At 64.0% G+C, this 11,944-nt stretch carries 13 protein-coding genes; 8 read left to right on the forward strand and 5 right to left on the reverse strand.

What is annotated here, in order from left to right; all coding sequences use genetic code 11:
* From JKL46_RS14415 to JKL46_RS14425, 3 genes are all read right to left on the reverse strand, one after another.
* Positions 1 to 1,662 (reverse strand): SulP family inorganic anion transporter, encoded by a 1,662-nt coding sequence (locus JKL46_RS14415; RefSeq protein WP_246529326.1) that lies wholly within the window; start codon positions 1,660 to 1,662, stop codon positions 1 to 3.
* Positions 1,663 to 1,805: 143 nt separating this feature from the next.
* Positions 1,806 to 2,495 carry a CBS domain-containing protein gene (locus JKL46_RS14420; protein ID WP_201833913.1) on the reverse strand — a complete coding sequence of 230 codons (690 nt, stop codon included), beginning with the start codon at positions 2,493 to 2,495 and terminating at the stop codon, positions 1,806 to 1,808.
* 111 nt (positions 2,496 to 2,606) lie between these two features.
* On the reverse strand, positions 2,607 to 2,939 hold the full coding sequence (locus tag JKL46_RS14425; protein ID WP_201833915.1) for a hypothetical protein: 333 nt from the start codon (positions 2,937 to 2,939) through the stop codon (positions 2,607 to 2,609).
* A 318-nt stretch (positions 2,940 to 3,257) separates the two neighbouring features.
* On the opposite strand from JKL46_RS14425, the gene JKL46_RS14430 reads away from it, so the two are divergent.
* Positions 3,258 to 3,551 (forward strand): hypothetical protein, encoded by a 294-nt coding sequence (locus JKL46_RS14430; protein WP_201833917.1) that lies wholly within the window; start codon positions 3,258 to 3,260, stop codon positions 3,549 to 3,551.
* Between the two features lie 82 nt (positions 3,552 to 3,633).
* Here the strand turns inward: JKL46_RS14430 and JKL46_RS14435 are convergent, their stop codons facing one another.
* A complete protein-coding gene (locus JKL46_RS14435) occupies positions 3,634 to 4,050 on the reverse strand; it encodes a MerR family transcriptional regulator (RefSeq protein ID WP_201833919.1) in 417 nt (138 codons plus the stop codon).
* Positions 4,051 to 4,179: 129 nt separating this feature from the next.
* Between JKL46_RS14435 and JKL46_RS14440 the strand changes: the two genes are divergently transcribed.
* From JKL46_RS14440 to JKL46_RS14470, 7 genes are all read left to right on the forward strand, one after another.
* Positions 4,180 to 6,393: a heavy metal translocating P-type ATPase gene (locus tag JKL46_RS14440; protein ID WP_246529317.1), complete on the forward strand. Its 2,214-nt coding sequence runs from the start codon at positions 4,180 to 4,182 to the stop codon at positions 6,391 to 6,393.
* A 29-nt stretch (positions 6,394 to 6,422) separates the two neighbouring features.
* Positions 6,423 to 6,881, forward strand: coding sequence for a signal peptidase II (lspA, locus tag JKL46_RS14445; protein WP_201833923.1), 459 nt, complete (start codon positions 6,423 to 6,425; stop codon positions 6,879 to 6,881).
* Between the two features lie 39 nt (positions 6,882 to 6,920).
* Entirely contained in the window at positions 6,921 to 7,721 is an 801-nt protein-coding gene (locus tag JKL46_RS14450) for a SpoIIAA family protein (protein ID WP_201833925.1), read from the forward strand.
* A 188-nt stretch (positions 7,722 to 7,909) separates the two neighbouring features.
* Positions 7,910 to 8,494: a GbsR/MarR family transcriptional regulator gene (locus JKL46_RS14455; RefSeq protein WP_201833927.1), complete on the forward strand. Its 585-nt coding sequence runs from the start codon at positions 7,910 to 7,912 to the stop codon at positions 8,492 to 8,494.
* Position 8,495: 1 nt separating this feature from the next.
* Positions 8,496 to 9,920 (forward strand): cytochrome ubiquinol oxidase subunit I, encoded by a 1,425-nt coding sequence (locus JKL46_RS14460; RefSeq protein ID WP_201833930.1) that lies wholly within the window; start codon positions 8,496 to 8,498, stop codon positions 9,918 to 9,920.
* Between the two features lie 3 nt (positions 9,921 to 9,923).
* Positions 9,924 to 10,931 carry a cytochrome d ubiquinol oxidase subunit II gene (cydB, locus tag JKL46_RS14465; protein ID WP_201833932.1) on the forward strand — a complete coding sequence of 336 codons (1,008 nt, stop codon included), beginning with the start codon at positions 9,924 to 9,926 and terminating at the stop codon, positions 10,929 to 10,931.
* The gene (locus tag JKL46_RS14470; protein ID WP_201833934.1) at positions 10,931 to 11,053 is read left to right on the forward strand and encodes a DUF2474 domain-containing protein; all 123 of its coding nucleotides are present in this window, start codon (positions 10,931 to 10,933) and stop codon (positions 11,051 to 11,053) included. The genes cydB and JKL46_RS14470 overlap by 1 nt, the downstream gene beginning before the upstream one ends.
* Positions 11,054 to 11,111: 58 nt before the next feature.
* On the opposite strand, the gene JKL46_RS14475 is transcribed toward JKL46_RS14470, so the two are convergent.
* Positions 11,112 to 11,780 carry a transglutaminase-like cysteine peptidase gene (locus JKL46_RS14475; protein ID WP_201833936.1) on the reverse strand — a complete coding sequence of 223 codons (669 nt, stop codon included), beginning with the start codon at positions 11,778 to 11,780 and terminating at the stop codon, positions 11,112 to 11,114.
* Between the last annotated feature and the right edge of the window lie 164 nt (positions 11,781 to 11,944).

Genomic DNA, 11,944 nt, shown 5'->3' on the forward strand with positions numbered 1-11,944 from the left:
TCAAGCCGTTCCGCGGTACCGCGACACCGCCGCGTCGATGGTTGGGAAGAACCGCGTCTCGCCAAACCGATCGAACAATCCGAAGCGCCGCAGCTTGTCCTTCACGGGGTCTTTCAATTCGGCAAATCGCAGCTCGATGCCTTGCGCCTGCAGGGCATCGTCAAGCTCAGCCAAGGCATCGGAGGCGGTGACATCGACGCTCGTGACCGGCGCCGCCGCGACGACCACGCAACGCACCGGCGTCGGCGATTCCGCCACTGCGGCGAGAATGCGCTCGCGGAACAGCTCCGCATTGGCGAAGAACAGGGGCGCATCCCAGCGGAACAGCACCAGGCCCGAGATCCGGTCGGCGTCCGGATAGCGCGTGATGTCGTGATATCCCTCGATCCCGTCGGGACGTCCCAGGATCGCGGAGTAGGGTCGCCACCCGTCCCACAGGAACTCGATGACGGCTATCACGATCGCCAAGCCGATTCCCGGAATGGCGCCGAACACCGCCACGCCGGCGAAGCAGGCCATCGACAGCCAGAACTCCCAGTGCTGGATGCGATAGATCCGCTTGAGATCGGCGATTTCGAACAGGCCGATGGCCGATGCGATGACGACCGCTGCCAGGGCGGAGGTAGGCAGATTCCGCAGAAGGTTGGGAGCCAAAAGCAGGAGCAGGGCTATGGCGAGAGCGCCGACGATGCCGGTCAGTTGCGTGCGGGCCCCCGCTGCCTCCGCTACCGGGGTGCGCGAGCTGCTGCTGCTGATCGGGAAACCTTGAAAAAATCCGGTCGCGAGATTGGCGGCTCCGAGCCCCACCATCTCCTGGTTGGGATCGACCGAGGTACGAGTTCGGGCCGCGTAGGCCCGCGAGAGCACGCTTGTATCGGCGAACGACACCATGGCGACGGCGCAGCCCCCGATCAACACGGGAACGATGTCGCTCACTCCGATCCACGGGATCGCGAAACCGGGCAGGCCCTGAGGAAGCGAGCCGAGGATCGCGACGTTGTGGCGCTCGGCGAGATCGAGCATGCCGACGATGATCGCGGCACCGACGACGGCGACCAGGATGCCGGGTACTCGCTTGCTCCCTCTCAGCAAAAGGATGACCGCGAGCGTACCCAAGCCAATCGCAAGCGCCACCCAATTCGTCCTGCCGGCCAGGATGGCCCCGCCGATGGCCCAAAGGTCCCGCAAGGGTCCCGTGCTCTCGACCGAAAAGCCGAAGAGCTTGGGGAGCTGGCTGATCAGGACGGTCAGGGCGATGCCGTTCATGTAGCCGTAGCGTATCGGCTTGGACAGAAGCTCGGTCACGAAGCCCAGGCGACCCAGCCCGGCCAGGATCAGGACCGTTCCCGATACAAGGGCCATCATGCCGCCCAGCACGACGGCGCGTTGCGGATCCCCGCCTGACAACGGGAGCACGACGCCGAGGATGACGACGGCGAGAGCCGAATCCGGCCCCAGGACGAGAATGCGGCTCGGTCCGAACAGCGCGTAGACCAGTAGCGGAACGATCGTCGCGTAGAGACCGCAGATACCCGGCAGACCGGATGCCACGGCATAGGCGATTCCGACGGGGACAAGCATTGTCGCCAGCACCAGACCGGCCACGACGTCATGTCTCAGCCACGCGATCTCATACCTGAGGAGAGTGTTGAGGCCGGGCATCCAGCGCAGCCATTCGGTCTTTCCAACGCCAAGATCCGCGGGCCGCGCTGTCGAAGTCCGGATCGGACCGGCGGGAGGTGTTTGCATCGGGTTCGTTCCGGCCATGATCGCGCTCCGGATGCTCCCGTATTGGCTCTGTATCCTCACTCGCCGTAGGTGGTCTGGCGCCGTATCATCTGGTCCTCGACCCGGGTCACGCCGGGTACATTCTCCGCGGCGACATGAAACGCGCGACGCTCCTCGTCGCTGCGCACGAAGCCGAACAGGTGAACGACCCCGTTTTCCACGACGATGTTCTTGGTCATCATATGCGCCCAAGGCTGGGCTTTCAGTTCGGCGATGAGCCGTTCCCGTATGGTCCGGTCGTCAGCTTTCGCCGGTCTGGACACATCGGTGGCAGCCAGAGCCTGGAGCAGGTTGCCGCGAGAGACGATACCGACCAGGCGGTCATCCCGCATCACGGGCACACGCTTGATTCCGTGCTTTTCCATGAGATGGGCGATCTCCCCCAACGAGGCCGTTTCTGGCACGGTGACCACGCGGGAGGTCATGACCTCCTCGGCGGTTCGGGCGTGGGTTCTGGCGTAATCCCGCGCCAGTGCATCGTCACCGGTAAGCAGCCGCAGCCACCAGGAGCGGCGCTGCTCGCCGATGGCTCCAGCATGTCCGATGAGGTCGCCTTCGCTCACGATGCCGATCACCTTACCGCCTGCATCCACGACCGGCACGCCGCTGATACGGTGGTCCTGCAGCAGGCGTGCCACCTCCGGAACCAGGGCTTCCGGCGAGACGGTGACGACGGTGGAGGTCATGACATCGGCTGCGGTCAGCATGGCAAACTCCGGTGCGAAAAGATTTCAATGATCCGTTTCGGGAGCGTCGAAGCGCCGGACGCATATCGGCGCCCCCGATCCTGTCTCGAAGCCGTTCACCGAGTGCTTGCTCTATACCGCCGCCACGGGAGCAGGCTGCGGTTTGCCCTTTCTGCTCCTGGGTTTGGGCGACGGCGAATGCTTATCTCCGGGATCTCCGGATATGCGTTCCGCCCGCACTTTTCTTGTTACAGGTTTGGGGCTGCCGGCCTTGCTCTCAGGCTGGCGCATGCGCTCCAGCGTCTGCTCCAGACTCGTCAGGAAAGATTGTGCAAGGGCATCGCTTGGGGCGCCGTTGGCTACCAGCTTGCGAAGCGTGTTGGCGAGCTTCTCGCCGCGGCGCAGCGCCTTTGCGTGCAGCTCCAGAAGCTTCTTTCCGTTCTTTCGATCCGACTCTTGTTTCATGGGACACTACTCTTTTGCCGGCACAAGATACCGTGACGCTTAAGCATAGGCTCACGTCGTCGCGACGCTTGATCGAAGGAGACGACTCCTTGACAGTTTGAGCCAGGACCCTCGGGATTTCCGGCGCAGGCGCCATCCCTGACGATGCCTCGTCCGGTCCAGGGCCTGAGAATGTTCGTTTCTATCGGAGGCTCGGCAAGCTCAATATTTGATGGTGCAACCGCACGCCAATAAGTCGTAAAATCGGCAGGCTCCTCCCGGGAAACAATCCGGATCCTGCTGGGGGGCGTAATCAGAGGTCATTCGGGGAGGGTACCCATGGATGCTCTTTGGTCGAACACGACGCTTCAGGACTGGATTGCGCTGGGACTGATCGCCATGGTGCCGGTGCTGATGGTCGTCGCGGTTTTACTGATCAGAAGCGAGCTGAAGCGGTATGCCCAAAGCGCCAAGGTCGAGCCTTCGCGATCAAGTGCGCCGCCATTGCATTTGAAGACAACCAGGGCCCAGCGCGAGCAATGGCGGATGGGAAAGCAGCGACATCCGCGGGCATTGGCGGACCTCGCCGACGACGTCGAGACGCTCCTGAAGCGGGTCGATACCGGCCGTTAGCGTTGCCGCGGTATCAGAAAAATCATTAGGCGCAGCCCGACCCGAGGCATGATCGTCGATGCCATCGAGCACGCCGGACCAATCAGTGCTGTGCGTGCTGGCATTGCCCGTGATCGGCCAGGACCTCGATAATTCGACACTCGGAGATCTTTCGGTGATCGCACGCGACCATGGCCTCCAATTCGTCGCGCAGGGCCGTGAGCCGGGCAATCTTGTCCTTCACCTCTTCAAGGTGGGTCCTGGTTATCTCATGGACCTCGCCGCAGGAGCGCTCAGGCGCCCTCGTGAGGTCCAAGAGCTGGCGGATCGCTTCGACCTCGAACCCCAGCTCTCGGGCGTGCCGGATGAAGTTGAGCTGTCGGACCTCGGCAGCTCCGTAACGGCGCTGCTGGCCTTCGGTTCTGGCCGGCTCGGCCAGCAGGCCGATCTGCTCGTAGTAGCGGATCGTCGGTATCTTTACCTGGGCTTGGCGCGACAGCTCACCGATTGTCAGGGACATCAAAATAACCTCTTGAACCTCTAGTCGCTAGAGGATGTAGGGTCTGCCCGAATCGATGTGAAGAGGTTTTCTGCCATGTGTGCCGCCGGGCTTCCGAAGGGATTGCGCACCCGTTACAGGGTTTCGGGTATGGACTGCGCCTCCTGCGCCACCAAGATCGACAACGCTCTGCGGCGCGTGCCGGGCGTGGCCGAGGTGAACGTCTCGGTTCCGGCCGGAACCGTGACGGTCGCTCATGACGGCACGGTCGTCCCGGCAGTCCTTGCCAAGCAGATCGGAACCCTCGGCTTCAAGGTCACGGGGCAGGGGCCCGCGGATGCCAAGCCGGTTCACCCGCAGGATGGGCACGCCGGCCACGATCACGGCCCCGGTTGCGGTCACGAGCACGCTCATGGCCACAAACACGACCATGACGATCATGGCGCGGAGCTTGAGGCCGGCCTGCACGGACATCTTCACGATCATGGTCCCAGCGAGGGTCCGTGGTGGAAAAGCCAACGCGGCCTCCTGACCATCGCGTGTGGCCTGGCCCTCGTCGCCGCCTATGGCATCGGTCGGCTCTTTCCACAGACCGGGCATTGGGCCTTCGTCCTCGCCATGGCCGTCGGCCTCGTTCCCATCGCCCGGCGCGCGCTCATAGCGGCCCGCTTCGGCACGCCGTTCTCCATCGAGATGCTGATGACCATCGCGGCCGTCGGCGCCGTGATCATCGGTGCGACGGAGGAAGCGGCGGCGGTCGTCTTCCTGTTCCTCGTCGGCGAGCTACTCGAGGGCGTTGCCGCAGGCCGCGCGCGCGCCAGCATCCAGGGTCTGACCAAGCTCGTACCCAAGACGGCGCTCTTGGAGCGCAATGGAAAGACCGAGGAGGTTCAGGCGGAAACGCTCGCAGTCGGATCGATCATCCTGGTCCGTCCCGGCGATCGCGTGGCGGCCGACGGCGTCATCGTCGAAGGCGAGAGCGCCGTCGACGAGGCGCCTGTCACCGGTGAAAGCGTGCCCAAGCGCAAAGGTGTCGACGACACCGTCTTCGCCGGCACGATCAACGGTGACGGGGCACTGCGCGTGCGTGTCACCGCCGCGGCGCAGGACAACACGATCGCGCGCATCGTGCGTCTTGTAGAGGAAGCGCAGGAGAGCAAGGCTCCGACCGAGCGCTTCATCGACCGCTTCTCGCGCTACTATACGCCCGCCGTGCTTGTCGTCGGTGCGCTGGTGGCCATCCTGCCGCCGCTGCTCCTCGGCGCATCATGGGGCGAGTGGGTCTACAAGGGCCTGGCGATCCTGCTGATCGGCTGCCCCTGCGCGCTCGTCATCTCGACCCCGGCTGCCATCGCCGCCGGCTTGTCGGCCGGCGCGCGGCGCGGGCTGCTGATGAAAGGCGGCGCGGTTCTCGAAAGCCTCGGCAAGATCACTGTTGCGGCGCTCGACAAGACCGGCACGCTCACCGAGGGCAAGCCCAAGGTGACGGACGTGATTCCGGTGTCGCGCTCGGAGCGCGAGGTGCTGTCGCTGGCGGCCGCGCTCGAGATCGGATCGAGCCATCCGCTCGCGATCGCCATTCTCGCAAGGGCCGCGGAGGCCGGCGCTCCGGTGCCGCCTGCCGCGAATGCGGGTGCGGTCGGCGGCAAGGGCGTGACGGGCAGCGTCGGCGGAGTCGCGCTCTTTCTCGGCTCGCCCAAGGCAGCTGCCGAGAAGGTTGCGCTCACGGAGGAGCAGACCGCGCGCATCACCGCCCTGAACGATGAGGGCAAGACGGTCTCCGTGCTCCTTGCGGGCGAGCAGGTGGCCGGGTTGATCGCCATGCGGGACGAACCGCGCGAGGATGCCAAGACGGGCCTTGAGGCGCTGAAGCAGGCAGGTATCAGCGCGGTGATGCTGACCGGCGATAACAACCGGACGGCAGCCGCAATCGCTGCAGGCCTTGGCATCGAGCCGCGGGCCGAGTTGCTGCCGCAGGACAAGCAGAGGATCGTGCGCGAGCTTCAGGCCAGAGGCGAGAAAGTGGCCAAGGTCGGCGACGGCATCAACGATGCACCAGCGCTTGCGGCTGCCGATATCGGCATTGCCATGGGCGGCGGCACGGACGTGGCGCTGGAGACCGCCGATGCTGCGGTTCTCCACGGGCGCGTGCTCGACATCGCCCGCATGGTGCGCCTGTCGCGCGACACCATGGCCAACATCCGCCAGAACATCGCCATCGCGCTCGGTCTGAAGGCCGTATTCCTGGTCACCACCATCGCCGGCATCACGGGCCTGTGGCCTGCAATCCTCGCCGACACTGGTGCGACGGTTCTCGTCACCGCCAACGCGATGCGCCTGCTCGCCGCCGGGGGAAGGACGTGAGGGCGGTCGGAAAAAGGATCCGCCGCCTCTTGGAGATCACGATCCCTGTCGTCATTCTCGATCAGGTCTCCAAGGGACTCGCCCGGGCTTCCCTGGTTCCCGGCGAGGTCCATGAACTCCTGCCGTTCGCGAACCTGCGGCTTGGCTTCAACTGGGGCATCAGCTTCGGCTTCCTGCCCGCCGAAGAATCCTCCGGCGTGTTCCTGCTGATCGGCGTCACGGCTCTCATTTCCATCGGCATGGCGATCTGGAGCGTCATGGCTCAGACCTGGCAGGAGAGTACCGCGTTAACACTGATCCTGGGCGGCGCGCTCGGCAACCTGATCGACCGGGTCAGAGACGGCATGGTGACAGATTTCATCGACCTGCATGTCGCCGGCTACCACTGGCCGACCTTCAACGGAGCCGACATCGCCATCACGCTCGGCGCGATCTGGCTTGTGGCGGATGGCCTCGTCACCCATTTCCGGCGCCGGGAGCTAATATGACGGGAGAAATCGCGTTTCCGCATCCGCAAGGAGGAGACCATGCTCGAGATCGTTCCTGCTCCTGAAGGCGTCGTGGCCATGCGGGTATCCGGCCGGATCGAGACGGCCGATATCGACAGAGCGATCGTCGCAGTCGAGGCCGCTTTGTCCAAGCATGAGCACATCGCCCTGTTTTCCGAAGTCAGCCTCGCGGGCGTGGATCCCGGAGCTCTTTGGAAAGACCTTTCCTACGGCCTCGGAAAGCTGGGGGAACTCCATCGGTTCCGGCGCGTGGCGGTCGTTACCGGACAGGACTGGGTGCGTTGGATCGCGCAGGCTGAGAGCGCACTGCTTCCTGGGATCGAGATGCGGGCCTTCACGGATTCCGAGCGCGGAATCGCCTGGTCCTGGATCACCGAACCGCTTCCTGAAGCGACATCCGAGGATCCGGAGCAGGTAAGACCTGCGGTGACGTTCGTCGCGACGAGCCGGAGCGACGTGGTCGCATTCGAGGTCAACGGGCGCCTGACGGCCGCGGACGCACGTGACCTTCTCCGGGTCTTCAACGATGCCATGGCCGGGCATGATCGGCTTCGTATCCTCGTCCTGATGCGCGACTTTCATGGCATGACCCTTGGGGCCTTGCGCGAGCGCGGTCTTCTCGAGGCCAAGATCCGCGGCTGGAAGAAGGTCGAGCGCTACGCGCTCGTCGGAGCACCCGCCTGGATGGAGGGAATGGCAAGGATGATCGGGCCGTCGCTCGGTATCGAGACGCGGAGTTTCGAGCTGAGAGAGGAGGGCGCGGCATGGCAATGGATCGGAGCCGAACCTGCCTCGCAAAACCTGAGCGGCCGGAACTGATCGCGCTTCGAGGCCGATGCCTCACAGAAATCGGCGCGTGAGGCTGGACCTCCGTAAGCTGGGCCGCAGCGTTCGGAGGCGCCCGATGGTGACGATCCGTGTTCGCAGGCGTCCTCACGTTCATGGTCGACTTGACTTCGATCAATATAATCCGATATTTCAGAAAATTCTGAAATATCGGAATTGCCATGAACCTTCCGCCGCTTGTCCAGACTTTCGTGCTGCATTTCGGGGAAATGGGCTCCCGCTGGGGCATCAACCGCACCGTCGGCCAGATCTATGCCCTGCTGTTCGTCTCGAAGGAGGCGCTGAACGCCGAGGACATCGTCGATCGGCTTGGCGTCTCCCGTTCCAACGTCAGCATGGGTCTGAAGGAGCTGCAGGCCTGGAACCTCGTGCGGCTCCAGCATAAGCCCGGGGACCGGCGCGACTACTTCTCGACGCCTGACGATATCTGGCAGATCGTCCGTACGCTCGTGGAAGAGCGCAAGAAGCGGGAGATTGATCCGACCATGACGCTTCTGCGCGAAGTGCTCATGCAGGAACCCGCGAGTGCGGAGGAACGCCATGCTCAGGAACGCATGCGCGAGATGCACGATCTCTTCGAGCTTCTGACGGGATGGTACGCCGACGTGCAGCGCCTCGACACCGAACGCCTCGTCCAACTCCTGACGCTGGGCTCGAAGGTGCAGAAGATCCTTGAGATGAAGGACCGCCTCTTCGTCGTGCCGGGATCGAGGAAAAGCCGCCGCGCCGACGCCGAGGACAAGTGATATGTTCGACCAGTTCGACGCGCTCCTGCTCGCGCGTTTCCAGTTTGCGTTTACCGTCTCGTTCCACTTCATCTTCCCATCCTTCTCGATCGGCTTGGCGAGCTACCTCGCCGTGCTCGAAGGCCTGTGGCTGTGGACCGGGCGTGAGGTCTATCTCAACCTGTTCAAGTATTGGCTGAAGATCTTTGCCCTTGCTTTTGCCATGGGCGTGGTCTCGGGCATCGTCATGTCCTACCAGTTCGGCACCAACTGGTCGGTGTTCTCCGACAAGGCCGGGCCGGTCATCGGCCCGTTGATGGCCTACGAGGTCATGACCGCCTTCTTCCTCGAGGCGGGGTTCCTCGGCATCATGCTGTTCGGCATGGGACGCGTTGGGCGCAAGCTGCACTTCGCTGCGACGCTTGCGGTCGCGATCGGCACATTTATTTCCGCTTTCTGGATTCTCTCCGCCAATTCCTGGATGCAGACCCCGGTCGGCTACGGCATCAACGAGGCGGGCCAGTTCGTGCCGCAAGACTGGTGGGCGATCGTCTTCAACCCATCATTCCCGTATCGCCTCGTCCATACGGTTCTCGCCGCCTATCTCACGACGGCACTCGTGGTCGGCGGTGTCGGCGCATGGCATCTCCTGCGCGAGCGTACCAACAAGGGCGCGAGGGTGATGTTCTCGATGGCGATGAGCATGGTCGCCGTCGTCGCGCCGCTTCAGATCTTCGCCGGCGACATGCATGGCCTCAACACTCTCGAACACCAGCCGGCAAAGGTCATGGCGATGGAAGGTCACTTCCAGAGCCACCCTGACGGCGCTCCCCTGATCATGTTCGGCATCCCCGATCAGGAGGCCGGCGTGGTCCGCAATGCCATCGAGATCCCGAAAGCCTCGTCGCTCATCCTCAAGCACGACCTGAATGCGCCCCTGGCCGGCCTCGACACGATCGATCGCGCCAACTGGCCCTATGTGCCTATCGTGTTCTGGTCCTTCCGCATCATGGTGGGCTTGGGCTTCGCGATGCTGGCTCTCGGAGCGCTCAGCCTGTGGGCCCGTCTGCGCGGACGGCTCCATGATTGGCGCCTTCTGCACCGTCTCGCGCTCGTCATGGGTCCCTCCGGCTTTGTCGCCGTGATTGCCGGCTGGGTCACCACGGAGGTCGGGCGGCAGCCCTTCACCGTCTATGGCCTGCTCCGAACGGCGGCCTCGGCCTCGCCGCTCGAAGCCCCGGCGGTGGCGGCATCGCTGCTGACGTTCATCGTGGTTTACTTCATCGTGTTCGGAGCCGGTACCGGATACATCCTCAAACTCATGAGCAAGCCGCCCCATCGGGGCGAGACAGGTCCTGAAGCCGGACCTGACCATCCCATCCGTGCCGCCGGCATCACTCCGGCACCCGCCGTCGATCCCGCCCGTACCCTCGGCGCGGAGGCCTGAGCCATGATGCCCGTTCTCGATCTGCCCACGCTCTGGGCCTTCGTCATCGCCTTCGCGGTCTTCGCCTACGTGGTCATGGATGGCTTCGATCTCGGCATCGGCATCCTGTTCCCGTTCTTCGCGCCGGGCCCGGAACGCGACAGTGCCATGAACTCCGTCGCGCCCGTCTGGGACGGCAACGAGACCTGGCTGGTGCTGGGCGGCGGCGGCCTGATGGCGGCGTTCCCGCTTGCTTATGCCATCATCCTGCCGGCTCTGTACGCGCCTATCATCGCCATGGTGCTGGCACTGATCTTCCGCGGGGTCGCATTCGAGTTCCGCTGGCGCGACCCGGGCCATCGGCGCTACTGGGATTTCGCCTTCACGACGGGCTCCGTCGTCGCGACGCTCGCACAGGGCATCACGCTCGGCGCGCTGCTCCAGGGGATCGCGGTCGAGGGAAGGTCCTATGCCGGGGGATGGTGGGACTGGCTCACGCCTTTCAGCCTTCTGGTCGGGATGAGCCTCGTGGTCGGCTACGCGCTGCTTGGCGCGACGTGGCTGGTGATGAAGACCGAAGGCACCGTCCAGGACCATAGCTTCCGCCTTGCCGGCCGGCTTGCGATCGGACTGATCGTCTGCATCGGGCTGGTGAGTGCCGCGACGCCGTTCCTGAGCAGCGCCTATTACCAGCGCTGGTTTGCCTGGCCGCAGGTTCTGTTCACCGCCCAGGTTCCGCTGCTCGTCGGCCTCTGCTCAGGGATGTTGGTGGTGAGTCTGTTGCGCCGCTGGGAGTATTGGCCGTTCCTGCTGACGCTGGGCCTGTTCGGCCTCTGCCTCCTCGGGTTGGGAGTGAGCATGTTCCCCTATGTGGTGCCGAGCGCCGTCACCATCCACGAGGCCGCGGCGCCTGACATCAGTCTCCGGTTCATGCTTGTCGGCGCAAGCGTGCTGATCCCGATCATCCTCGTCTACACCGGCTACTCGTACTGGGTGTTCCGCGGGAAGACGGGACATGAGGGCTATCACTGATGGGCCAAATTCCCGACCAGAACTCTGCGTTGCACCGCTGGCTGTGGTTCGTCGGCCTATGGGCCGCCGGTGTCGGCACAACCGGGGCGGTCAGCCTCGTCATTCGGTTCTGGCTGTCCTGACAATCACCGCAGCACCGTATGACCCGGTCCGCCGACGCCATTGAGAGGAGGGAGGTGTCTACTGATTCGCGGTCATGGTCGGCGACACCTGGCCGCCGAGCGAGGCCCAGGCTGAGCCGCCATCGCCCTCGCGCTTGATGTAGGTATAGCCCGTCTTGTGCCATGGCAGGATGGCATTGCGCTTGTTGTCGAGGATGAAGTCGCCGCGGTTGGTGCGCACCATCATGACGGCGTGACCGGCGCCTTCCTCGTCGATCACCACGGTCATGCGCAGCGCACGGCGGGGAAAGCCGGCCTCGACCAGCTTCCGGCGCTTGACGAGCTGATAGTCCTCGCAATCGCCATAGCCGTCCTCGGCGAAGTCCCAGCGGTCCTCGACGCCCCAGTGATCCTTGTCGGTTTTGGCCTTGATGTCGGCATTCACCTGCTGGTTGACCCGATTCAGGGTCTGCCAATCCTTCGCGCCCATGGAAATGATCGCGGGTTCGGTGGGATCGACGCTGCACTCCGCAGGATACTGCTCGCAGAAGCGCACCCAGCCCATGATCGGCCTGGCAACCCCGACTTGCGTCACCGGCTGGCTCGAGCCTGGCAGGATGCTCCCGGTCTGGGTCTGCGCATGCGCCGTAGCCGAGGTGACGATCAGGGCGAGGGACATGGCGGCGAAACGCAAAGTGCTTCTGAGAAAAGGCCGAACGTTCAGAAGCCCGAAGAGAGATTGCCGCATTGCCCCCACCGATGTGCCGTTAAGGATTTGTTCATCAAACCTGACACGGCTTGCCGGTGGCGCTCAAGGCGAAAGTTAAACAAGAGTTATTGATCCGGCTTGGGTGATCTTGAAATCTTCGGCCGAGCGATCCAGTTTGGCGGGATGAAACATGTTGACATGCG

Source organism: Microvirga zambiensis WSM3693 (genome assembly GCF_016735695.1).
GTDB classification, from domain to species: domain Bacteria; phylum Pseudomonadota; class Alphaproteobacteria; order Rhizobiales; family Beijerinckiaceae; genus Microvirga; species Microvirga zambiensis.